Genomic DNA, 20,663 nt, shown 5'->3' on the forward strand with positions numbered 1-20,663 from the left:
TGCGCAACTTTGTTTGAGTTCTGTTCGGTTCGCACACGAGCGAGTGTCACCTGTAGGAGCGACGATGGTTCGGTACACGCCCGGTTCCACTCCGTTACCGCATCTCGGCAGGCGCGCGATGCTGCGGATCATGCTGGCCGGCGCCGGCGTCGCCGCGACCGGCGGTCTCGCGGCGTGCGGCGGCGGCTCGGGCTCAGGTGGTGACTCCAAGGTCGTCACCTTCGGCAACAACCTGTCCGACCAGGTGCCGAAGGACGCGATCACGGCCGCGGTGAAGGCCTTCGAGGCCAACTCCGGCGGGCTCTCCGTCACGATCAACACCAAGCAGCACGAGCAGTACCAGGAGCAGATCAACAACTACCTGCAGGGCAAGCCGGACGACGTGCTCGCCTGGTTCGCGGGCTACCGCATGCGGTTCTTCGCCAACCAGGGCCTCACCGGCGACCTCACGGACCTGTGGGGCAAGGTCGGCGGCAACTACTCCGACGCGCTCAAGCAGGCGTCCACGGGCTCGGACAACAAGCAGTACTTCGTGCCGTTCACCCAGTACGCGTGGGGCATGTTCTACCGCAAGAGCGTGTGGCAGGAGCGCGGTTACGCGGTCCCGAAGACGCTCGACGAGCTCGTCGCGCTCGCCACGAAGATGAAGGCCGACGGCCTGATCCCGATCGCCTTCGCGCAGAAGCAGGGCTGGCCGGCCATGGGCACGTTCGACCAGCTGAACTTCCGCATCAACGGCTACCAGTTCCACGTCGACCTGCTGGCGGGCAAGGAGAACTGGCAGGACAAGCGGGTCAAGGACGTGTTCGACACCTGGAAGCGGCTGCTGCCGTTCCACCAGGAGAACGCCCTCGGCCGCGAGTGGCAGGAAGCGGCGCAGACGCTGCAGCAGAAGAAGTCCGGCATGTACCTGCTGGGTGCGTTCGTGGGTCAGCAGTTCCCCGACGCAGAGAAGGCGGACCTGGACTTCTTCCCGTTCCCGGAGATCAACCCCGAGCACGGCACCGACACGGTCGAAGCGCCGATCGACGGCTACATGATGGCGAAGAAGCCGGCCAACCCCGAGGGCGCGCTGAAGCTGCTCGAGTACCTGTCGAGCGCCGAGCCGCAGCTCACCTACCTGAAGGCCGACCCGACCGCGGTCGCGACCAACCAGAAGGCGGACACCTCCGGCTACAGCCCGCTGCAGAAGAAGGTGGCGGACACCATCAAGAGCGCCAAGCACATCACGCAGTTCCTCGACCGCGACACCGACCCGGGCTTCGCGAGCGAGGCGGCCACCAACGGCCTCATCGAGTTCATCAAGGATCCGAACAACATCGACTCCGTGCTCAAGGGCATGGCTGATCAGGCGAAGAACATCTTCAAGTGACCGCGTTGCAGGAGAAGCCGAAGGCGGTGGCCCCCGTGGGGCCGCCGCCTCGTCGGCGTGGAAAGCGTGCCACCGCACTGGCAGGTACCGACAAGCTGGTGCTGGGGCTCATGCTCGGCATCCCCACGATCGTGCACCTGATGTTCGTGTGGGTCCCGACGCTGGGCTCGATCGCGTTGTCGTTCAGCAGATGGAACGGCATCGGCGGGTTCGAGGACATCGAGTGGATCGGTGTCGGCAACTACGTCGAGATCTTCACGGAGTACCCGCGGTTCTGGCCGGCGGTGCAGCACAACCTGATCTGGTTGGCGTTCCTGCTCGTCGTGCCGACCTGCGCCGGCCTGCTGCTGGCCGTGCTGCTCGACCGCGAGCTCAAGTTCAGCCGGATCTACCAAAGCGCGCTGTACATGCCGATGGTGCTGTCGCTCGCGCTGATCGGCTTCATCTGGCAGCTGATCTACACACCGGACGGCGGCCTGCTGAACTCGCTGCTGGGCCTCAGCGACAACCCCGTCGACTGGATCGGCGACTCCGACATCAACCTCTACGCGGTGCTCGTCGCGGCCGCGTGGCGGCACACCGGCTACATCATGCTGCTGTACTTGGCGGGCCTGAAGTCGGTCGACCCGGCGCTGAAGGAAGCGGCGGCCCTGGACGGCGCCTCGGCTACCCAGACGTTCTTCCGGGTCACCTTCCCGGTGATGAAGCCGGTCAACATCGTGGTCGCCGTCGTGACGGTGATCGAGGCGCTGCGCGCGTTCGACATCGTCTACGTCATCAACAAGGGCCGCAACGGGCTGGAGCTGTTGTCGGTGCTGGTGACCGACAACATCATCGGTGAGGCTTCGCGCATCGGCCGTGGTTCCGCGGTCGCGGTGATCCTGCTGACGATCTCGCTCGGCGTCATCATCCCGTACCTGTACCAGACGTTCAGCAAGGAGAACCGGACGTGACGGCCACCTTGGAACGGCCTGCGGTGCCGGTGAAGAACAAGAAGCCGCCGATCACCCCGGCTCGCGCCGCGCTGCACGTCTTCCTGATCCTGACGTGCCTCGTGACCTTGGCGCCGCTGCTGTGGGCGGTCTACGCGTCCCTGCGCACGTACGACGACACGTCGGTCAACGGCTACTTCTCCATCGCGAAGTCGCTCACGCTCGACAACTTCGCGAAGGCGTGGGAGATCGGCAACCTGCCGCACTTCTACTGGAACACGTTCCTGATCACCATCCCGGCGCTGATCATCACGCTGCTGCTCAGCTCGATGGTGGCGTTCGGCGTGTCCCGGTTCAGCTTCAAGTTCAACCTGCTGCTGCTCATGGTGTTCACCGCGGGCAACCTGTTGCCGCAGCAGGTGATCGTGACGCCGTTGTGGCGGTTGTACAGGCTGATCGAGCTGCCGGCGTGGATGTCGGCGAGCGAGTCGCTGATCGACTCGGCGCTCGGCGTGATCCTGATCCACATCGCCTTCCAGATGGGCTTCTGCACCTTCGTGCTGTCCAACTACATGAAGACGATCCCGTACGAGCTGACCGAGGCCGCCCGCGTGGACGGCGCGTCGGTGTTCCGGCAGTACTGGCAGCTGACGTTGCCGCTGTGCCGGCCTGTGCTGGCCGCGCTGGCGACGCTGGAGTTCACCTGGATCTACAACGACTTCCTCTGGGCGTTGGTGCTGATCCAGGACGGCGACAAGATGCCGGTCACGTCGGCGTTGCAGAACCTCAGGGGCACGTTCTTCACCGACAACAACCTGATCGCGGCGGGGTCGCTGCTGGTGGCACTGCCCACGCTGGTGGTGTTCTTCGTGCTGCAGCGGCAGTTCGTCGGCGGGCTCACGCTGGGCTCGACGAAGGGCTGAGGACACAGCAGGAGGGGGCGAGGGCCAGCCGGCCCTCGCCCCCTCTTCGCGTCTGAAGCCTAATTGCCGCCGGTCTGCGGGTTGAAGTCGGAGATGGTGCCCCACCGCCCGACCGGAATCACGATCACCCGCGCCTTGCCCACGACGTTGTCGATCGGAATCGCACCGTCGGCAGGCGTCGGGTCGCCGTGCTTGCGCGAGTCCGACGAGTTGTTGCGGTTGTCGCCCATCACCCACAACTTGCCCGCGGGGACGGTGACCTTCTCGAACGAGTCCTGCTGGCGCGGGCCGCCGCCGAAGTTCAGGTACGGCTCGTCCAGCGGCTTGCCGTCGACGAGGACGCGGCCCTGGTCGTCGCAGCACTCGACGGTCTGGCCGCCGACGGCGATGACGCGCTTGATGAAGTCCGTGCCGCTGGGCTCGGACAGGTTCACCATCGAGCCGAGGTCCTGCAGCGTGCCCGTGACGAAGTTCGGGGGCTGCTTGCCGCCCGTCCAGTTCGGCGGGCCGCGGAAGACGATGACGTCGCCCGGCTGGGGGTCGCGGAACAGGTACGTGATCTTCTCGACCAGCACCTTGTCGTTCACGCAGCCCGTGCAGCCGTGCAGGGTCGTCTCCATCGAGGCCGACGGGATGACGAACACGCGCGCGATGAACGTCTGGATGACGACGGTCAGCAGCAGCGCCACGCTGAAGATGACCAGCAGCTCTTTCCAGAACGGCTGCTTCTTCTTCGCCTTCTTCTTGGAGAACCTGGGCGCCGGCTCGTCGTCGTAGGAGTACGACGAGGAGCGCGCAGCGCCGTCTCCGGCGGGAGGGGTCGTCTCCCAGGTCGACGAAGAATCGTCGTTCACGCGATGACTCACACGCCCCACCTTACGGACGTCCGGGTAGGCGCAACGTGAACAGGGCACCACCCTCGGGCGCTCTGCCCGCCATGGCCGTACCACCGTGCCGTTGTGCCACCTGCTTCACGATGGCGAGTCCCAGGCCGGAACCCGGCAGGGTCCTCGCCTCGGACGAGCGGTAGAACCGCTCGAAAACGTGAGGTAGATCGGCATCCGCGATGCCGGGGCCCGCGTCCGCCACCTCCACCACGGCGCTGCCGTCGCCCACCTGACGCAGGGTCAGCCGCACCGCTGAGCCCGACGGGCTGAACTTCACCGCGTTGTCGAGGAGGTTCAGCACCGCGCGCTCGAGAGCACTTGAATCACCCAGAAGTGTCCACGGTTGCAGCTGCACGTCGAACGTGACGTTCGAGGCGCGTCTGCGCGCGCGGTCCATCGCCCGTTCTATCACCTCGACGAGGTCGACGGGTTCGTGGATGACCTGAGGGGCGTCCTCACGGGCCAGTTCGACCAGGTCACCGATCAGCGTGGTCAGCTCGTCGAGCTGGGCGCGCACGTCGGACTGGATCTCCCGCTTGTCCTCTTCGGACAACGTGGGCGAATCCGGACGTTCCGACGCGAGCAGCAGCTCCAGGTTGGTGCGCATCGAGGTCAACGGCGTGCGCAGCTCGTGGCCCGCGTCGGCGACCAGGCGCCGTTGCCGTTCCTGCGACTCGGCGACCGCGCCGAGCATCGCGTTGAAGCTGTGCGTCAGCCGCGCCAGCTCGTCGTCTCCCGACACCGGGATCGGCGTCAGGTCGCCGGTGTTCGCGACGCGTTCGGTGGCCTCGGTCAGCCGTTGCACCGGCCTGAGACCGGTGCGGGCGACAGCCGTGCCCGCGATGGCCGCGAGCAGCACGCCGGCACCACCGATGAGCAGCAGAACGACGCTGAGCTTGGCCAGCGTCGTGCGTTGCGGCTGCATCGACTGGGCGATGACGACCGCCTGGTCCGACCCCTCCGGCCCGTAGCGGACGGCGATCACCCGCGTCTCGGTCTTGTGGTCGGTCCAGATGTACTCGGGACGCTCGCCCTGCGCGACCTCCCAGGCCTCCTCGACGACAGGCGGCGGCTCGCCGGTCTTCGGGTAGAGGATCTTCCCGGTGTCGGCCTGCAGCAGGCCCATCTTCACGTCACCGGCGGCGAGGAACGCCGCCGGGTAGTTCTGGACCTCGTCCGGCGTGGTGACCTTGAAGCCGGTCGCGACAGTGGCGGCACGTGAGCGCAGGCCTTCCTCGAGCGCGTCGTACACGCTCTTGCGGACGATCATGTACGCGCCGAACGACACCAACGCGACGGCCCCGGCGACGCAGAACGCCGCGAGCCAGGTGACCCGAGCCCGCAGCGACGCTCTCTGCAGCCGTCCCTGGGGTTCGATGATCACGGAGGCGTCTCCCGGAGGACATAGCCCACCCCGCGCACCGTGTGGATCAGCCTCGGCTCGCCATCCGCCTCCGTCTTGCGGCGCAGGTAGCCCACGTAGACCTCGAGTGCGTTGCCCGAGGTCGGGAAGTCGTATCCCCACACGTCCTCCAGGATGCGGCTGCGCGTCAGCACCTGTCGCGGGTGCGCCAGCAGGAGCTCGAGCAGCGCGAACTCGGTACGGGTGAGGCTGATGGGCCGGTCACCGCGGCGGACGTCCCTGGTGGACGGGTCGAGCTCCAGGTCGGCGAACTTGAGCACGGCGGCGGACTGCTGCGCGGCGGCGTCGTTGTCCTGTGCGGCACGGCGCAGCAACGCGCGCAGCCGGGCCAGCAGCTCTTCCAGCGCGAACGGCTTGGGCAGGTAGTCGTCGGCCCCGGCGTCCAGCCCGGACACGCGGTCGCTCACGGCGTCCCGCGCGGTCAGCACGAGGATCGGCAGGTCGTCACCGGTGCTGCGAAGGCGCCGGCACACCTCCAGCCCGTCCAGCCGCGGCATCATCACGTCGAGCACCATGGCGTCCGGCCTGGCGGCAGTCACCGACTCCAGGGCCTGCATGCCGTCTCCGGCAGTCTCGACCTGGTAGCCGTTGAACTGGAGCGAGCGGCGGAGTGACTCCCGGACCGCTCGATCGTCATCGACAACGAGGATGCGCATAGGGGCAGTGTTGCTGAGGGATCTGAGAGGCGCCTGAGAAGGGCCCTAACTGCGGGTGTGAGTTCAGTGTTAACCCTCGAGGCCACGCGCGACGGGCGCATTCCACTTCCGCCACAGCGCAATCAGCCTGATGGTGATGATTGTTGACGCACCGGTCAACGCGACCAGGTCTTTCGGCAGCCCGGCCAAGGTGCCCAGCGCGACGGCGACCGCGCCGGCCAGCGCCGCCACGGCGTAGATCTCCCTCCTGAGCACCAGCGGAATTTCACGGAGGAGGAGGTCACGGACCGCACCACCACCGATGCCCGTCGTCATCCCGATGAGGCACGCGGCGTACGGAGTGGCGCCGAGAGCCAGCGCGGTGGTGGTGCCGGAGGTGACGAACAGACCGAGGCCCACGGCGTCCAGCAGCAGCACGGAACGGCGGAGCTTCGCGACCTGCGGGTGGAACCAGAAGACGATCAGGCCCGTGCCACCGGCAACCAGCAGGTACGGCCAGGTCCTGAGGGTGGTCGGCGGGTGCACGCCCAGCAGCACGTCCCGGATGATGCCGCCGCCCAGCGCCGTGGTGAGCGCCAGGACGATCACGCCGAACACGTCCAGGCGGGCACGGACGGCAGCCACCGCGCCGGACGCGGCGAAGACCGCGATCCCGATCAGTTCCAGGACGATGAGCAGCACGAACAGGAAGAGTACGGATCTACTTCGGTAACGCCTCCCGGCGGTAACCGGCTTCCAGCCGCCCACCCGCCGACGTCAGAACGTGCTCGACGACCTCGATGAACCACTCGGCGCCCTCGCCCCGCACCAGCGCCCGGTAGGCGTCCACGAGCTCGTCGGCCTTGGCCTCGCGCAGACGGCGCAGCAACCACTTCCCGTGGCCGAGCCACCGGTTCTGCACGACCAGCGCCAGCTCACCCGCGCAGGTCAGCAGCCTGGCCGCGACGAACAGCCGTTCGTCCTCGTCCCGTGCCCCGATCAGGTCCTCCAGCAGGTCGGTGGTCCCGTACCTGCGGTCTTCGAGTTCCGTGGCGGTCGGGTGCGGAGGACCGATGTCCAGCAGAGCGCGCGCCTCAGCCCGCATGCGCTGGCCGGTGCCGTTGGCATCGAGCATGAGGAAGCCCTCGGCGCACATGTGCAGCAACGGAGGCCGCCGGTCCTGGATGTCCCGCGCCACGAAGTCCTGGAACGACTCGATCGTGTGACAGAACAGCTCGACCGGCCAGCCGCGGTGCTCCAGCGTCTCGCGGAACGCACAGGCCAGGTCGTCGACGATCACGATGATGTCCAGGTCCGAGTTCGCCGTGTAGTTCCCGGCCGCGACGCTGCCGCCGAGGAACGCCGCCGTCGCGAGCGGATAGCGTTCGTCGATCAGGTCGCGGGCCACCTGCACGGGATCCTTGTCCCAGTCCAGCGGATGCCCGGTGACGTAGTAGTCCTGCGCGGGGTCGAGCGGGCCGAGCACCTGTTCGACGTGCTGCCGGATCTCCGGGCTCACCTCGTGCATGTCCACGAGCCACGGGTTGTCCTCGGCGTCGAACAGCGGCCGGATCTGCAGGAACTGCGCGCGCGAGATGTCCCGCACGCTGACCGGTGGCCCGCTGTGCCTCTTCGCGTAGCCCTTCAGGCGCCAACCCATGTTGTCGCCGTAGGCGTGCCTTGCGTCGTCCGCCGACATGCGTTCCATTGTTACTTGGCTGAGCCGTGCGGACGAATTCAGACTCTTGCCACCGCCAGCACGTATCCCAGCGACGACTCGCACGCGGCCGGCGACAACAGCTGGTCGAGGTACTGCTGCGCCGTTTCTCCGTGCGCCGCAACAAGAGCGACGTAGTGCCGCCGGGCACCGTCGGGCATCCGCTCCAGGGTCCCGCGCGTCTCCGCGGTCAGGTCCAGCAGTGCGGCAACGTCTCCACGGCCCGCGCCGCGTCGAACGCGTCGCCGGAGAACGGCATCGCGTGCGGGTCACCGCGCACGAACCGGCCTGGTCGTCGACGAACAACGCTTCCGCGCGAACGTTGGCCAGCCGAACCTGCTCAGCGCACGGAGATACCGGCACGATGTCGGCGTGCGACGCCTCCGCCAACCGGAAAGCCGAGGTGCCGACGCGGCGCCCCCAGGTCCAGCACGCGCCGGCCGTGGCGGGCGCCGAGCTTGTCGATGTGCAGGGCGGTCATGCGTTCGGCCGCGATCCGGTTCGAGGATTGGTCCTCTTCGGACGTCCAGAGACCGAAGTGCAGGTTGTGGTCCCAGATGGTGCGCATGACCTCGTGGTAGACGTCGGCCATCAGAAGAAGTCCGCGAGCCGTGGCACGCCGGACGCGCCGACGAGCTGGTCCAGCACCACCGCGTCCGCCGGGTCGCCCTCCAGCAGACCCGCGCGCCGCAACGCATGCGTGTTCTGCGCGCCGGAGAACCACGGGCCGAGCGCCCGCGCGTGCAGCCGGACGGCGCCGGTGCCACCGGGTTCGACTCGCACCGCGCCGTCCTCGGCGACGATGCGGTGCAGGCCCGCGTGCCACGGCGCGTGCTCGTCGACGATCTCCAGGTCCACCGCCGCGTTCGCCAGGCGCGGCCAGCCGCGGGCGGCCACCGCCGCGGGCAGGTCGACGACGCGGAGCATCCAGGTCGAGGTCCACACCGAGTACCGCATCGGCGTCGCCCCGAGCAGGTTGAGCGTCGCGGGGTCGGTGATCCGCAGGTCGATGGCGTCGAGCGTGCCCGCCCACGACCGCAGCGACGCGAGCAGGTTCAGCTGGGCCTCGACGTCGACGCCGATCAGGTCGTACACCTTGAGGCGGCCCATGTCACCGCCGGGCTCGCGCTGCGCCGTGAGGTACCCGCGCAGGCCGTTCGGGCCCGGCAGCACGCTCACCAGGTCCATCTCGAGCACCTTCGCGAGGTCGATCCTCGGCGGGCGGCGATCGGCCATGCCGTTGATCGTCCGGGCCACCTCGAGGTAGCAGTCGCGCAGCGCGCTGAGATCAGCCTCACCGGCCGGTCGCGACGCCATCAGCTCGGCGGGACGCGGAGTTGTCAGCAATCTGTCCATCGGCAACTCGACCCACTCGAAGAGCCCGGCGCGTTCCCAGCCGCGTTTCCGGTACAGGGTCGGCACGGTCGCGTAGAGCACGGAGATGGGCTGACCGTGCTCCCGCATCACCGGCAGAGCGGCGTCGAGCAGTGCGGCGGCCACGCCACGGCCACGCGTGGCACCGTCGACGGCGACGCCGCCGATCCCGCCCATGGGGACCGCGGCGCCACCGTAGAACTGCGCGTACTCACCGATGCCGAGCACACCGGCGACCTTGCCGTCGAGTTCCGCCACCAGCCCGTGTCTGCCCGGCTGGACCAGCCGCTCCGGCCGTTCGGTCGAGTTGAACGCGAGCTTGCGCAGGCGGAAAACCGCGTCGAGGTCGTCCTCGGTGTACTCCCGAATGTGCACGGACAACTATCTACCAGGAAAAGAAGCCCTGGCCCGACTTCTTCCCCAGCTCGCCGCGCGCGACCTTGTCCCGCAACAACTGCGGTGGCTCGAACCGGGGCCCCAGTTGCGCCGCGAGGTGCTCCGCGATCGCCAGCCGGACGTCGAGTCCGACCAGGTCGGTGAGCTCCAGAGGGCCCATCGGCCAGCGGTAACCGAGCTTCATGCCGGTGTCGATGTCCGCTGCGGAGGCCACGCCCTCCTCCAGCATGCGGATCGCTTCCATGCCAACGGCGACACCCAGCCGCGAGGTCGCGAAGCCCGGTGCGTCACGAACCTCGATGACGGTCTTCCCCCACTGTTCGGCCCAGGTTCGCGCCTTGGCCACGTTCGCGGGGTCGACGCCGTCGTGGTGGACGAGCTCGACGAGCTGCTGCACCGGGACGGGGTTGAAGAAGTGCATGCCCAGCACGCGTTCACCGGGAAGCCCTGCGGCGATCTCGGCGATCGACAGCGACGAGGTGTTGGTCGCGAGGATCGCCCGCGGGCACTTCTCGGCCGCGAACCCGAGGACCTTCTGCTTCAGCGGCACGTTCTCCGGCACGGCCTCGACGACGAGCTCCGCGTCCGCCGGCAGCTCACCGGTGCTCAGGTTCGCGAACACCGCCTCGGCGTCGGCGAGCTTGCCCTTCTCCTGCGCCTTGTCGAGCGAGCGCTTGACGGCGAGCCTGCCCTGTTCGGCACGTTCGGCGTCGGCTTCCGACAGCGTGACCTCGTGGCCGTGGGCGAGCAGGACGTGGACGATGCCCGCGCCCATCGTGCCGCCGCCGATGACGACGGCCTTCACGGCGCGACCACCTCGGCGCTGAACATCGCGACGAGCTCCATGCCACCGATCTCGGCGAGGTTCGCGCCGGACGAGGCCCACTCGGGCGTCTTGAAGGCGGCCTTCATCGACTCGGCCGACTCGAAGTACAGCTCGGCGATCAGGTACGGCTCGGTGTCGCCCAGGAACCCGGCCAGGAACACCCGCTGCACCTTGGCGACCTCGGCGCGCACGAGTCCCGGCACCGAGTCGGCGATCGGCATGTGCGTGCCGAAGTACTTCTCGTCGAAGCCAGCGGGATCTGCGGGCTTCTTGTACAGCGCGATGTACTTGATCATGTGACGCCATCCTCCTCGACTCGCCCAGCACTGTAACGCCCTGGCGCACCGCCCGGCTGGGGCACGATGGAGGAGTGCGGATCATCCTGCTGCGCCACGGTCAGAGCCTCGGCAACGTCGACGAGCTCGCCTACTGCCGCATCCCCGACCACGCCCTCCCGCTCACCGAGCTGGGCGAACACCAGGCCCGCGAGGCCGGGCCGACGATCAAGGAGCTGATCGGCGAGGGACCGGTCGCGGCCTACGTCTCGCCGTACAAGCGGACGCGCCGCACGTTCGAGCTGCTCGGCATCAACGCCGAGCGCGTCGTGACCGAGCCGCGGGTGCGAGAACAGGACTGGGGCAACCTCCAGGACCCGGTGCAGCAGGAGATGCTCAAGCACCAGCGGCACGCGTTCGGGCACTTCTTCTTCCGGCTGCCCAACGGTGAGTCCGGCGCGGACGTGGACGACCGGGTGGCGGCGTTCCTGGACGGGCTGGAGGTCCGGCTGCACAAGGACGACGGGCACCCCAAGACGGTGCTGGTCGTGTCGCACGGTCTGACGATCAGGTTGCTGTGCCGCCGGTTGTTCGGCTGGAGCATCGAGCTCTTCGAGTCGCTGTCCAACGTGGACACCTGTGAGAACCGCGTGCTCGACCACGACGGCACGGGGTGGAAGCTGGACCGCCCGTTCGTCCAGTGGCGCGACTCACCGGACGGGACGGTCCAGCTTCCTTTCTAGATGAGCCCCCGCTTGTAAGCGGCGACAAGCCTGCGCGGAACGAGGAGCTCCTTGCCGTCGAGAGTCCTGACGCGCACGAGATCCGGCGCGGTGGCCTTCCACTGCGAGCGCCGGTGGCGGGTGTTCGAGCGCGACGTCTTGCGCTTGGGGACGGCCATCAGCGCTCTCGCTTTCCGTAGCGGCGGTTGAACTTCTCGACCCGGCCCGCGGTGTCGACGAGTCGTTGCGTGCCCGTCCAGAACGGGTGCGAGTCGGCGGTGATGTCGACGACGAGCAGCGGGTAGCTGTTGCCGTCCTCCCACTCGATCGTCCGGCTCGACGTCGCCGTCGAACGGGTCAGGAACGTCTTGCCGGTGGACGCGTCCTGGAAGACCACCGGGTGGTAGTCGGGGTGGATACCGGGCTTCATATCTCCAGCTTTCGGATCGAGTCCACGAAGGACAGTTCGTCGTCGGTCAGCAGGGCGCCTTCGAACGCCGCGGTGATGTCGTCCGGTTCACCGAGGGTGATCGCCACGATCTGCGTGGTCTTGCCCTCGCGCGGACCGCCCTGGCCGACGTGCAGCCCACCGCCCGCGGATTCCAGGTGCAGCGCGACCTCCGGCTCGTCCGCCACCCACAGCCGGCCGCGCGAACGCACCACCGTCCCGTCGAGCAACGCGTCGAGCGCGTCGTTCAGCCGTGCCGGGTGGAACGGCCGGTCAGCCGTGAAAACCGCTGTCGAGACACCGCATTCGGGCGTGAGCGGGATCATCCGCGGCCTGGTGCTCCTGCTCACGACGACCGTGTCGGGCGTGCAGCGGTGCGCGCCGGGAGCCAGCCGGTCGAGCACGGCCAACGTCCGCTCGTCCGCATCTCCTTGCAGCACCAGCACATCCGCGGCCTCGGCCTGCGCGACGACGACCTGCGCGACCGTGCGCTGGTCGCTGACCATCGAGGCGTCACCGAGTGCGTCGTCGAGCCAGCTCTCCGCGTCGAGCACGGTGATCACGCACTCCACGTCGACGCCGAGGTTGCGGCGCACCGCGTCCGGCTCCAGCAACGGGTCGAGGTGCAGCACGACCGTGTGCCCCGCGAACGTCCCGAGCAGTTCCCGCAGGTCTTCGCGCACGGTGCACGACACGCAACCGTGCAGCAGCTCGATCTCGGTCGAGATGCCGTCGACCCAGCGCCGCACGCACGTCTCCGCGGCGACGTGCCGCACCAGGACCGAGCCGGGCCGGTCCCGCCACACCCGCACGGCGACGTCGTGCTCGACCAGCCCCGCCACCATAACGACAACGGTTTCCATGTAGGCTACCGTAGATGAAAACGAATGTCGTTTCAAATGGGAGGTCGCGCACATGCGCTGCCAGTTGACGGGCCGTGAGCCCGGCTTCGGCAACCGCGTCTCGCACTCGCAACGCAAGACGCGGCGCCGGTGGAACCCGAACGTCCAGCGCAAGCGGTACTGGGTGCCGTCGCTGAACCGGTTCGTGACGCTGACGCTGTCCACGAAGGGCATCAAGACGGTCGACAAGCTCGGCATCGAGGCCGTCGTGGCCCGGCTGCGCGCACAAGGGGTGAAGGTCTGATGGCCAAGGGGAACGACGTCCGGCCGATCATCAAGATGAGGTCGACCGCCGGCACGGGCTACACCTACGTGACCCGCAAGAACCGCCGCAACGACCCGGACCGCATGGTGCTGCGCAAGTACGACCCGGTGGCGCGCAAGCACGTCGACTTCCGAGAGGAGCGCTGACGTGGCGAAGAAGTCGAAGATCGCCGCGGACAAGCGCCGACGCGAAATCGTTGCGCGTTATGCGGAACGTCGAGCGGAGCTGAAGGAAATGCTGCGGCACCCGGAGACGCGTGAAGAGGCGTTGCGCGGCCTGCAGAAGCTGCCCAGGGACGCGTCGCCGACCCGGTTGCGCAACCGGGACGCGGTGGACGGACGGCCGCGGGCGTTCAACCGCGCGTTCGGGTTGTCGCGCATCCGGTTGAGGGAAATGGCCCACCGCGGTGAGCTTCCCGGCGTCTCGAAGGCGAGCTGGTGATGCGCGACAGCAAGAGGCCGGTGAAGCGCAGGCAGAACCTCCTCAACAAGGAGGGCGTGACCGTCGTCGACTGGAAGGACGTCACGCTGCTGCGCAAGTTCATCTCGGACCGGGGCAAGATCCGGTCCCGCCGCGTGACCGGCCTGACGCCGCAACAGCAGCGGCAGGTCGCCACGGCCATCAAGAACGCACGGGAGATGGCCCTGTTGCCGTACCCGTCACAAGGGCGATGACGCGGATCGCCGTGCTGGCCACGAACGCCAGCACGGCGAGCTGCACCAGCAACGCGAGCACCCAGGTCGTGTGTTCGTCGACCGTCAGATCACCACGAACACCGACCAAGAAGGTCGCGTAGAGGCCCCAGCACTGCAGTGCGGCCAGCCCGGCACCGACGATCGTCGTGCGCAGCGAGACGATCACGACGACGGCGGCGAGCAGGACGAGGGCCAGCAGCGGCCAGGCACCGGTGAACGCGGTCACGCCGACTCCACCACCGAATCCGAGCGCGGAGCCGTAACCGCCTTTCATTCTTCGCATCCGATCGGTCTATCGCCTCAGATGAGATCAGCGCCACCTCTCAAGCGTGAAGTTGGTGCTTTCGAGTGAGGCACGATCGCACGAATGAGCCTGTACGAAGTAGTGCACCGGCGCCGCGACACCCGTGCCGAGTTCACCGGTGCGGAAATCCCGCCAGACGTTCTGCGACGTGTGTTGACCGCGGCTCACGCGGCTCCCAGCGTCGGCCTCTCCCAGCCGTGGGACTTCGTGCTCGTGCGTGATGAATCGATTCGGCGCGCGTTTCGCGACCACGTCCAGGCCGAACGCAGTGTCTTCGCAGCTCAGCTCGATCATGAACGAGCAGAGGCCTTCTCCCGTATCAAGGTCGAGGGAGTCATGGAGTCGTCGCTCGGCATCGTCGTCACGTACGACCCCGACCGGGGCTCTCCGGCGGTGCTGGGCAGGCACGCGATCGCGGACGCGGGCCTCTACTCCGTGTGTCTGGCCATCCAGAACCTGTGGCTCGCCGCGACGGAAGAGGGCCTGGGTGTTGGGTGGGTGAGCTTTTACCGAGAAGATGTGCTGCGCCGCATGCTGGACATCCCCACAAGGGTCCGCCCGGTGGCGTGGCTGTGCGTAGGACCGGTTCGATCCCTGCCCGATACGCCCGATCTGGAACGTCACGGTTGGCGCAACCGACTACCCCTCGATGACGTCCTGCACCACGATCGGTACGGGGCGCGACCGTCCCGGTAGCCTGTGCAGGCCGCTCGGCGAGTCGGAACGGAGTCGATGAACGAGTGGAGCAGCGTGATCCGCTGGTAGCGGGCCAGATTCCGCGGTTGGACCGAGAGGTCCGCGCGTTGCTCAACGCTGGCCGCCTGCCGGAGGCGAACAGTCTCTTCGACGAGGTGGTCACCAAGGTGTCCCCCGGCGCCGACCGCTGGGTCCGGTCGGCCGTGCTGGTGAACCGCGCTGTCATGGCGTGGCGCCTCGGACGTATTCCTCTCGCCCTGGAATTGGCTGCCGAGGGGTGGACGGATCTCGACGCCGACCGCACGGACAGCCCTGCCGTGGCCCAGACGATGGGCTCGCTCGGCTACCTCATGGAGGGCATCGGCAACCGGCGCGCGGCGCTGGACATGCTGCGGCTGTCGGTGCAGGTGGCTCGCCGTGCGGGCAACACCGACACGTTGGCCCACTGCCTGCAGCGCCTCGGCGGTTCGCTGAACTTCCGCGCCTGCTCGGGGCCTCCCGCGGCGGCGCCTGCGATCTTCGAGGAAGCGCTGGCGTACCTCGACGAGGGCCTGGGCATCGTCAAGGACGAGACGCACCGGCGCGCGCTCCTCGGTGCGTACGGCCGGTCCCTGGCGGGCGTCGGCCAGCTGGACAAGGCCGAGGAGGTCGGCGAGGAGACCCTGCGGCTGGCGACGGACGCGGGAGATCTGTGGGGCATCTCGGTCGGGAACTGGGTTCTCGCTGTCGTGCGCCGTGAGCAGGGTGATCTGGACGAAGCGCGCACACTCGCGGCGCGTGCGGTGTGCAACGCCGAACGCATCAACGACACGTCGCTGCTGCTGCGGTTCTCCACGGAGCTGGCGGACATCTGCCACGCACTGGGTGACGCGGTGGGCGAGGCCGAGGCGTTGCGGCGGTCGATGACGGCGTCGCGCACGGCGACGGAGACGTTGCAGGAAGGCCTCGGCCAGGCGCTGGAGCAGCGCCGCGTGGCCGTTCAGGCACAACGGCTCGCGGTGGCGGCGCAGGAGGCCGCGGCGCGTGATCCGCTGACGGGCCTCGCGAACCGGCTGGGGCTGGAACGCGCCGCGCAGTCGTTGCTCGAGTCGACGGCGGCGCGCGGCCGGGTGCCGTGGCTGGTGCTGGTCGACGTGGACTGGTTCAAGGGCGTGAACGACGACGCCGGCCACGCGGCGGGCGATGCGGCGTTGCGCGAGATCGCCGCCTTGCTGCGGCGCGAGTGCCGGGCGGACGACCTGGTGGCGCGCTGGGCCGGTGACGAGTTCGTGGTGCTGCTCGGTGACACCGGGCCGAACATGGACGTGGGCCCGAACGTGGCCGAGCGGATCCGCGCGGCCGTCGACGGCCACGACTGGACGATGGTGCTCGGCGCGGTCCGCCGCCCGACCGTGAGCATCGGTGTCGCGGCGGGACCGGCCAAGCTGGACCAGCTGTTCGCGGCCGCGGACATGGCGCTGTACCGCGCCAAGCGGCACGGCCGGAACAGGGTCGAGGTCGAACCTTCCGTGGACGAGATCCCCGAGATCGTCTCGGGGAACTAGTTCCTACGCAATCAGACCACCGCGGTAGGCCACCAGCGCGGCCTGCACGCGGTTGACCGCGCCGATCTTGCCGAGCACCGACGAGACATAGCCCTTCACCGTCGCCTCCGACAGGTGCAGGGTGCCGCCGATCTCGGCGTTGGACATGCCCTGTCCGATCAGCACGAGCACCTCGCGCTCGCGCTCGGACAGACTCGCGAGGAGTCTGCGGGCCGGCTCGGCCATCCGCTCGCCGTCCGCTACGGCCGCGAGCACCCGTGCCGCTACACCGGGGTCGAGAACCGCTCCCCCGCGCGCGAGATCACGCACGGCCTTGACGAGCTGTTCCGGTTCGGTGTCCTTCAGAAGGAAGCCCGCCGCACCCAGCCGCAGAGCTTCCGAAACGTACTCGTCGACGTCGAACGTGGTCAGGATGCAGACCCGTGGTGGGTCGGGCAGGGTCCGCAGCCTCCGCAGTGCCACGAGCCCGTCCGAGGTGCGCATCCGGATGTCGAGCAGGACCACGTGAGGACGGTGCTGGCGGGCCAGGTCGGCCACCAGATGCCCGTCATCGCATTCGGCGACGACTTCGATGTCCCCGACGCTGCTCAGGATCATGCGAAGGCCAGAACGGACGAGGTCCTCGTCGTCGGCCAGCAGAACCTTGATCACGACGCCTCCCGCATTGGCGTTCCGTGCTCCCTCATGTTCGTGATCTTCGCGTACAGACGTCGAAGGTCACGTTAATTCTCAGTTATCTCATCATGTGGTAACGGTTTTTCGAGAAGGCGAGCGACGTTCACAGTTACCGGAATAGCGCGCCGACTTCGCTGCGTAGGCATGCCACCAGGACTTGAAGTGCATCATCGAGACCCTGAGTAACCAAACATGGAAATCCCACTGAGTGGAATGTCGTACCAGAAACACAGATACGGGCCGCGGAATCGGAAACCGCTCGTCGTTTCTGCCCATACGGCTTCCTGATGACCGTCGGGATCGATGCAGATGGTCACAGGACCGACACGGCAAACGCGAAGGTCTTTCGCGATAGTCTTACCGAAAGTAACCTGCATCACAACATCCCTGCACTCCTCGGAGAGGAGCTTCGCGCCATGCGGAGAGCCAATCCGGTGACGTCCCTGTTGGCCACCGCCGCCGTCACCGCCTCCCTCATGATCGTTCCGTCTGCCAACGCCGAGGAGCCTCGCGCGGTCGCGTTCGCCGCCGACGACTACTGCCTCGGCCAGTGCGGTGACGTCCTGCCGCCCGGCAACAACGGCAACGCGACACTGGCCGAGATCCTCGGTCACAAGGCGTTCGGCACCAGGCCCGCGCACTCGGCCGACCAGCTCGGCAAGTACGACGCCCTGGTCTCCGGGTACGGCGGCCTCACCAACGCCCAGCTCACGAACTTCTTCAACGACGCGTCGTTCGGCGTGGCGGCCGACCAGGTGGAAAGCACCATCCGGCCGCGCTCGGACGTGACGATCATGCGAGACAAGAAGATCGGCATGCCGCACATCACCGGCACCACGCGGTCCGGCACGATGTTCGGCGCCGGCTTCGCGGCCGCGCAGGACCGCCTGTGGCTGATGGACCTGTTCCGCCACCTCGGCCGCGGGCAGCTCTCCGGTTTCGCCGGTGGGGCGCCGGGCAACCGCGTGCTGGAGCAGAGCTTCTACAACCAGATCCCGTACACCGAGGCCGACCTGCAGAAGCAGATCGACACCGCGGCGGCGAAGAACGGTGAGCGCGGGCGTCAGGCCATGGCTGACGTCAACGACTACATCTCCGGCATCAACGCGTACCTGACGCAGTCGATCGCGGCGCGGAACTTCCCCGGTGAGTACGTGCTGACCGGGCACGCCGACTCGATCACGAACTGGAACGACATCCAGCCGTTCAAGGCGACCGACATGGTGGCGATCGCCGCGGTCGTCGGTGGCCTGTTCGGTGCCGGTGGTGGCGGTGAGGTGCAGTCGGCGCTGGTGAAGCTGGCCGCGCAGAACAAGTACGGCGCTGCCGCCGGTGAGCGGGTGTGGCAGGCGTTCCGGGCTCAGAACGACCCGGAAGCCGTCCTGACTCTCCACAACGGACAGTCGTTCCCGTACGCGGCTTCCCCTGCCTCGCCGGTCGGCGTTGCCATGCCCGACGCCGGCAGCATCACGCCGGAGCGGATGGTCTACGACGAGACGGGCGGCACGGGTGCGGCCGTTTCAGTACCTGCTTCCGGTGACCTGGCGAAGGCTTCCGGCATCTTCTCCGACGGCGTTCTGCCTGCTGATCTGCTGAACAAGAAGCACGGCATGTCCAACGCCCTTTCCGTTTCCGGTGCTCACACCGACACGGGCAACCCGATCGCCGTGTGGGGCCCGCAGACCGGTTACTTCGCGCCGCAGCTGCTGTTGCTGCAGGAGCTCAACGGTCCTGGCATCCGTTCGCGCGGTGTCTCGTTCGCGGGCGTCTCGATGTACGTGCAGCTCGGTCGCGGCATCGACTACTCGTGGAGCGCGACCTCGTCCGGGCAGGACATCGTCGACACGTACGCCGTGGAGCTGTGCAACCCGGACGGTTCGCCGGCCACGAAGGCGTCGCAGCACTACCTGTTCCACGGCGCCTGCCTGCCGATGGAACGCCTTGAGCGCAAGAACGCGTGGAAGCCGACCGTCGCCGACGGCACGCCGGCGGGCTCCTACACGTTGGTGATGTGGCGAACCAAGTACGGCCTGGTGACGAGCCGTGCGACCGTCGGCGGCAAGGTCGTGGCGTACACGACGCTGCGCTCGACGTACATGCACGAGGTCGACTCGATCATCGGCTTCCAGGAGTTCAACGACCCGACCGCGATCCGTTCGGCCGCCGACTTCCAACGCGCCGCCAACAAGATCGGCTATGCGTTCAACTGGTTCTACGTCGACTCGCGCGACGCGGCCTACTTCAACTCGGGCCTCAACCCGGTGCGCCGGTCCAATGTGGACCCGAATTTGCCGACGTGGGGCCGCGCCGAGTACGAGTGGGTCGGCTGGGACGGCAACGAGAACGTGGCGTCGTACATGCCGTTCGAGGGCCACCCGAACTCGATCAACCAGGACTACTACATCTCGTGGAACAACAAGCAGGCCAAGGACTTCACCTTCGGCGGCTTCGGCCACAGCGCCGTGCACCGCGGTGACCTGCTGGACGACCGCGTCCGCGCGCTGATCTCGTCGGGCCAGAAGGTGACTCGCGCGTCGCTGACCCGCGTGATGGCCGAGGCCGCGGTGGCCGACCTCCGCGCCGAGCAGGTGCTGCCCGAACTGCTGCGCGTGGTGGAGTCCGCCCCTGTCGACCCCACCCTCGCCCCGGCCGTGCAGAAGCTGAAGGACTGGCAGCGCTCCGGCTCGTTGCGCAAGGAAACCTCGAAGGGCAGCAAGGCCTACGCCCACGCCGAGGCGATCAGGATCCTTGATGCCTGGTGGCCGCTGCTGGTCGAAGCCCAGTTCAAACCATCGCTGGGTGATGGTTTGTACAACGCCCTGGTGAGCGCGCAGCAGGTCGACGAGGCCCCGTCCGACGCGCACGGCTCCGCACCGCACAAGGGTTCCTCGTTCCAGTACGGCTGGTGGGGCTACGTGGACAAGGACCTGCGCAAGGTCCTGGGCGACCCGGTCCAGGGCGCCTTCCCGCAGACCTACTGCGGCGGCGGCACGCTGTCAGGCTGCCGGACCGCCCTGGTGACGTCGCTTTCCAAAGCCGTGGCCAAGCCCGCCAACCAGGTCTACCCAGGCGACGCGGACTGCGCGGCAGGCGACCAGTGGTGCGCCGACACGATCATCCACCGCGCCATGGGTGGCATCACCCAGGACAAGATCCACTGGCAGAACCGCCCGACCTACCAGCAGGTCGTGCAGTTCCCGTCCCGCAGGAGCCAGAACATCACCAACCTGGCCTCGAAGGCCGTCGCCACCGCGTCGTCCCACGAAACCGGCTGGAACAGCCTCCCGCCGTCGCACGTGCTGGACGGCAACGCGTCGACCCGCTGGGCCAGCGACTGGAGCGACAACCAGTGGATCCAGGTGGACCTTGGCTCTGTGCAACGAATCGGTCGCGCAGTGTTGCACTGGGAGTCGGCCTTCGCCAGTGGCTACCGCATCGAACTTTCCAATGACGGCACGAACTGGCGGAACGTTTTCTCCACAAGTGCTGGCGACGGCGGCGATGATGTCGTAGCGTTCTCGCCACAGGACGCGAGATACCTCCGAATGACGGGTACCCAACGGGCCACGCGTTACGGATACTCCCTGTACGAGCTTGAGGTCTACAGCTTGTAGACCTTCGAGATGAGGACGCCGATCCACCCCCAGGGGTC

At 67.8% G+C, this 20,663-nt stretch carries 26 protein-coding genes; 11 read left to right on the forward strand and 15 right to left on the reverse strand.

The window, feature by feature from the left end; all coding sequences use genetic code 11:
* Window positions 1-64 precede the first annotated feature (64 nt).
* The 3 genes from ABFX45_RS09585 to ABFX45_RS09595 are packed head-to-tail and all read left to right on the forward strand — an operon-like array spanning window position 65 to window position 3,227.
* Complete coding sequence (locus ABFX45_RS09585; RefSeq protein WP_109631980.1) at window positions 65-1,372, forward strand: ABC transporter substrate-binding protein; 1,308 nt, start codon at window positions 65-67, stop codon at window positions 1,370-1,372.
* On the forward strand, window positions 1,369-2,325 hold the full coding sequence (locus ABFX45_RS09590; protein WP_233439189.1) for a carbohydrate ABC transporter permease: 957 nt from the start codon (window positions 1,369-1,371) through the stop codon (window positions 2,323-2,325). The genes ABFX45_RS09585 and ABFX45_RS09590 overlap by 4 nt, the downstream gene beginning before the upstream one ends.
* Entirely contained in the window at window positions 2,322-3,227 is a 906-nt protein-coding gene (locus ABFX45_RS09595) for a carbohydrate ABC transporter permease (protein WP_109631978.1), read from the forward strand. Before ABFX45_RS09590 ends, ABFX45_RS09595 begins: the two co-directional genes overlap by 4 nt.
* A gap of 59 nt (window positions 3,228-3,286) precedes the next feature.
* Here the strand turns inward: ABFX45_RS09595 and lepB are convergent, their stop codons facing one another.
* The 10 genes from lepB to ABFX45_RS09645 form a co-directional block, all read right to left on the reverse strand.
* The gene (gene lepB, locus ABFX45_RS09600) at window positions 3,287-4,093 is read right to left on the reverse strand and encodes a signal peptidase I (RefSeq protein ID WP_346129075.1); all 807 of its coding nucleotides are present in this window, start codon (window positions 4,091-4,093) and stop codon (window positions 3,287-3,289) included.
* A 10-nt stretch (window positions 4,094-4,103) separates the two neighbouring features.
* Window positions 4,104-5,498, reverse strand: coding sequence for a sensor histidine kinase (locus ABFX45_RS09605; protein ID WP_407656839.1), 1,395 nt, complete (start codon window positions 5,496-5,498; stop codon window positions 4,104-4,106).
* Window positions 5,495-6,193 carry a response regulator transcription factor gene (locus ABFX45_RS09610; protein ID WP_109631973.1) on the reverse strand — a complete coding sequence of 233 codons (699 nt, stop codon included), beginning with the start codon at window positions 6,191-6,193 and terminating at the stop codon, window positions 5,495-5,497. Before ABFX45_RS09610 ends, ABFX45_RS09605 begins: the two co-directional genes overlap by 4 nt.
* A 69-nt stretch (window positions 6,194-6,262) precedes the next feature.
* Entirely contained in the window at window positions 6,263-6,874 is a 612-nt protein-coding gene (locus ABFX45_RS09615; protein WP_109631971.1) for a trimeric intracellular cation channel family protein, read from the reverse strand.
* A 19-nt stretch (window positions 6,875-6,893) separates the two neighbouring features.
* Window positions 6,894-7,871, reverse strand: coding sequence for a nucleotidyltransferase domain-containing protein (locus ABFX45_RS09620; RefSeq protein ID WP_233439187.1), 978 nt, complete (start codon window positions 7,869-7,871; stop codon window positions 6,894-6,896).
* Between the two features lie 38 nt (window positions 7,872-7,909).
* On the reverse strand, window positions 7,910-8,050 hold the full coding sequence (locus ABFX45_RS09625; protein WP_346129078.1) for a hypothetical protein: 141 nt from the start codon (window positions 8,048-8,050) through the stop codon (window positions 7,910-7,912).
* A 179-nt stretch (window positions 8,051-8,229) separates the two neighbouring features.
* Window positions 8,230-8,481, reverse strand: a complete 252-nt coding sequence (locus ABFX45_RS09630; RefSeq protein WP_346129080.1) for a class I SAM-dependent methyltransferase — start codon at window positions 8,479-8,481, stop codon at window positions 8,230-8,232.
* Window positions 8,481-9,638 (reverse strand): GNAT family N-acetyltransferase, encoded by a 1,158-nt coding sequence (locus tag ABFX45_RS09635; RefSeq protein WP_346129082.1) that lies wholly within the window; start codon window positions 9,636-9,638, stop codon window positions 8,481-8,483. Before ABFX45_RS09635 ends, ABFX45_RS09630 begins: the two co-directional genes overlap by 1 nt.
* Before the next feature lie 10 nt (window positions 9,639-9,648).
* On the reverse strand, window positions 9,649-10,464 hold the full coding sequence (locus ABFX45_RS09640) for a 3-hydroxyacyl-CoA dehydrogenase family protein (RefSeq protein ID WP_109631965.1): 816 nt from the start codon (window positions 10,462-10,464) through the stop codon (window positions 9,649-9,651).
* A complete protein-coding gene (locus ABFX45_RS09645) occupies window positions 10,461-10,781 on the reverse strand; it encodes an EthD family reductase (RefSeq protein ID WP_109631963.1) in 321 nt (106 codons plus the stop codon). Before ABFX45_RS09645 ends, ABFX45_RS09640 begins: the two co-directional genes overlap by 4 nt.
* A 74-nt stretch (window positions 10,782-10,855) precedes the next feature.
* Here ABFX45_RS09645 and ABFX45_RS09650 point away from each other — a divergent pair, with 74 nt between their 5' ends.
* Entirely contained in the window at window positions 10,856-11,503 is a 648-nt protein-coding gene (locus ABFX45_RS09650; RefSeq protein WP_109631961.1) for a histidine phosphatase family protein, read from the forward strand.
* On the opposite strand, the gene rpmF is transcribed toward ABFX45_RS09650, so the two are convergent.
* Genes rpmF through ABFX45_RS09665 form a run of 3 tightly spaced genes read right to left on the reverse strand, consistent with a single transcriptional unit; the run spans window position 11,500 to window position 12,793 of the window.
* The gene (rpmF, locus tag ABFX45_RS09655; RefSeq protein WP_030481357.1) at window positions 11,500-11,661 is read right to left on the reverse strand and encodes a 50S ribosomal protein L32; all 162 of its coding nucleotides are present in this window, start codon (window positions 11,659-11,661) and stop codon (window positions 11,500-11,502) included. The genes ABFX45_RS09650 and rpmF overlap by 4 nt on opposite strands.
* Entirely contained in the window at window positions 11,661-11,912 is a 252-nt protein-coding gene (locus ABFX45_RS09660) for a type B 50S ribosomal protein L31 (RefSeq protein ID WP_086666239.1), read from the reverse strand. The genes rpmF and ABFX45_RS09660 overlap by 1 nt, the downstream gene beginning before the upstream one ends.
* Entirely contained in the window at window positions 11,909-12,793 is an 885-nt protein-coding gene (locus tag ABFX45_RS09665; RefSeq protein WP_346129086.1) for a GTP-binding protein, read from the reverse strand. The genes ABFX45_RS09660 and ABFX45_RS09665 overlap by 4 nt, the downstream gene beginning before the upstream one ends.
* A 52-nt stretch (window positions 12,794-12,845) precedes the next feature.
* Between ABFX45_RS09665 and rpmB the strand changes: the two genes are divergently transcribed.
* From rpmB to rpsR, 4 genes are read left to right on the forward strand one after another with little or no spacing between them, the layout of a single operon-like run.
* Window positions 12,846-13,076: a 50S ribosomal protein L28 gene (gene rpmB, locus ABFX45_RS09670; protein WP_109631957.1), complete on the forward strand. Its 231-nt coding sequence runs from the start codon at window positions 12,846-12,848 to the stop codon at window positions 13,074-13,076.
* The gene (gene rpmG / locus ABFX45_RS09675) at window positions 13,076-13,243 is read left to right on the forward strand and encodes a 50S ribosomal protein L33 (protein ID WP_109631955.1); all 168 of its coding nucleotides are present in this window, start codon (window positions 13,076-13,078) and stop codon (window positions 13,241-13,243) included. The genes rpmB and rpmG overlap by 1 nt, the downstream gene beginning before the upstream one ends.
* Before the next feature lies 1 nt (window position 13,244).
* Entirely contained in the window at window positions 13,245-13,538 is a 294-nt protein-coding gene (gene rpsN, locus ABFX45_RS09680) for a 30S ribosomal protein S14 (protein WP_109631953.1), read from the forward strand.
* Complete coding sequence (gene rpsR, locus ABFX45_RS09685) at window positions 13,538-13,771, forward strand: 30S ribosomal protein S18 (RefSeq protein WP_109633151.1); 234 nt, start codon at window positions 13,538-13,540, stop codon at window positions 13,769-13,771. Before rpsN ends, rpsR begins: the two co-directional genes overlap by 1 nt.
* Here the strand turns inward: rpsR and ABFX45_RS09690 are convergent.
* Window positions 13,719-14,075 (reverse strand): hypothetical protein, encoded by a 357-nt coding sequence (locus ABFX45_RS09690; RefSeq protein ID WP_146771888.1) that lies wholly within the window; start codon window positions 14,073-14,075, stop codon window positions 13,719-13,721. The two genes, rpsR and ABFX45_RS09690, sit on opposite strands and share 53 nt — an antisense overlap.
* Window positions 14,076-14,159: 84 nt before the next feature.
* Between ABFX45_RS09690 and bluB the strand changes: the two genes are divergently transcribed.
* Window positions 14,160-14,792, forward strand: coding sequence for a 5,6-dimethylbenzimidazole synthase (gene bluB / locus ABFX45_RS09695; RefSeq protein ID WP_109631949.1), 633 nt, complete (start codon window positions 14,160-14,162; stop codon window positions 14,790-14,792).
* Window positions 14,793-14,878: 86 nt separating this feature from the next.
* Entirely contained in the window at window positions 14,879-16,336 is a 1,458-nt protein-coding gene (locus ABFX45_RS09700; RefSeq protein ID WP_346129090.1) for a tetratricopeptide repeat-containing diguanylate cyclase, read from the forward strand.
* A gap of 3 nt (window positions 16,337-16,339) precedes the next feature.
* On the opposite strand, the gene ABFX45_RS09705 is transcribed toward ABFX45_RS09700, so the two are convergent.
* Window positions 16,340-16,987: a response regulator gene (locus ABFX45_RS09705; RefSeq protein ID WP_109631945.1), complete on the reverse strand. Its 648-nt coding sequence runs from the start codon at window positions 16,985-16,987 to the stop codon at window positions 16,340-16,342.
* A 440-nt stretch (window positions 16,988-17,427) separates the two neighbouring features.
* Between ABFX45_RS09705 and ABFX45_RS09710 the strand changes: the two genes are divergently transcribed.
* Window positions 17,428-20,625, forward strand: a complete 3,198-nt coding sequence (locus ABFX45_RS09710; RefSeq protein ID WP_428834111.1) for a penicillin acylase family protein — start codon at window positions 17,428-17,430, stop codon at window positions 20,623-20,625.
* Window positions 20,626-20,663 lie beyond the last annotated feature (38 nt).

This window comes from Lentzea roselyniae (assembly GCF_039537795.1).
GTDB classification, from domain to species: Bacteria; Actinomycetota; Actinomycetes; order Mycobacteriales; family Pseudonocardiaceae; genus Lentzea; species Lentzea atacamensis.

What these genes read in the sequence shown, in the direction of transcription:
- bluB (WP_109631949.1), top strand. Translation starts at nt 14,160, where the DNA reads ATGAGCCTGTACGAAGTAGTGCACCGGCGCCGCGACACCCGTGCCGAG.
- rpmF (WP_030481357.1), bottom strand. Translation starts at nt 11,661, where the DNA reads ATGGCCGTCCCCAAGCGCAAGACGTCGCGCTCGAACACCCGCCACCGG.
- rpmB (WP_109631957.1), top strand. Translation starts at nt 12,846, where the DNA reads ATGCGCTGCCAGTTGACGGGCCGTGAGCCCGGCTTCGGCAACCGCGTC.
- ABFX45_RS09660 (WP_086666239.1), bottom strand. Translation starts at nt 11,912, where the DNA reads ATGAAGCCCGGTATCCACCCCGACTACCACCCGGTGGTCTTCCAGGAC.
- ABFX45_RS09630 (WP_346129080.1), bottom strand. Translation starts at nt 8,481, where the DNA reads ATGGCCGACGTCTACCACGAGGTCATGCGCACCATCTGGGACCACAAC.
- rpsR (WP_109633151.1), top strand. Translation starts at nt 13,538, where the DNA reads ATGCGCGACAGCAAGAGGCCGGTGAAGCGCAGGCAGAACCTCCTCAAC.
- ABFX45_RS09690 (WP_146771888.1), bottom strand. Translation starts at nt 14,075, where the DNA reads ATGCGAAGAATGAAAGGCGGTTACGGCTCCGCGCTCGGATTCGGTGGT.
- ABFX45_RS09625 (WP_346129078.1), bottom strand. Translation starts at nt 8,050, where the DNA reads ATGCCCGACGGTGCCCGGCGGCACTACGTCGCTCTTGTTGCGGCGCAC.
- ABFX45_RS09665 (WP_346129086.1), bottom strand. Translation starts at nt 12,793, where the DNA reads ATGGAAACCGTTGTCGTTATGGTGGCGGGGCTGGTCGAGCACGACGTC.
- ABFX45_RS09610 (WP_109631973.1), bottom strand. Translation starts at nt 6,193, where the DNA reads ATGCGCATCCTCGTTGTCGATGACGATCGAGCGGTCCGGGAGTCACTC.
- ABFX45_RS09645 (WP_109631963.1), bottom strand. Translation starts at nt 10,781, where the DNA reads ATGATCAAGTACATCGCGCTGTACAAGAAGCCCGCAGATCCCGCTGGC.
- ABFX45_RS09585 (WP_109631980.1), top strand. Translation starts at nt 65, where the DNA reads ATGGTTCGGTACACGCCCGGTTCCACTCCGTTACCGCATCTCGGCAGG.
- ABFX45_RS09710 (WP_428834111.1), top strand. Translation starts at nt 17,428, where the DNA reads ATGCGGAGAGCCAATCCGGTGACGTCCCTGTTGGCCACCGCCGCCGTC.
- rpmG (WP_109631955.1), top strand. Translation starts at nt 13,076, where the DNA reads ATGGCCAAGGGGAACGACGTCCGGCCGATCATCAAGATGAGGTCGACC.
- ABFX45_RS09620 (WP_233439187.1), bottom strand. Translation starts at nt 7,871, where the DNA reads ATGTCGGCGGACGACGCAAGGCACGCCTACGGCGACAACATGGGTTGG.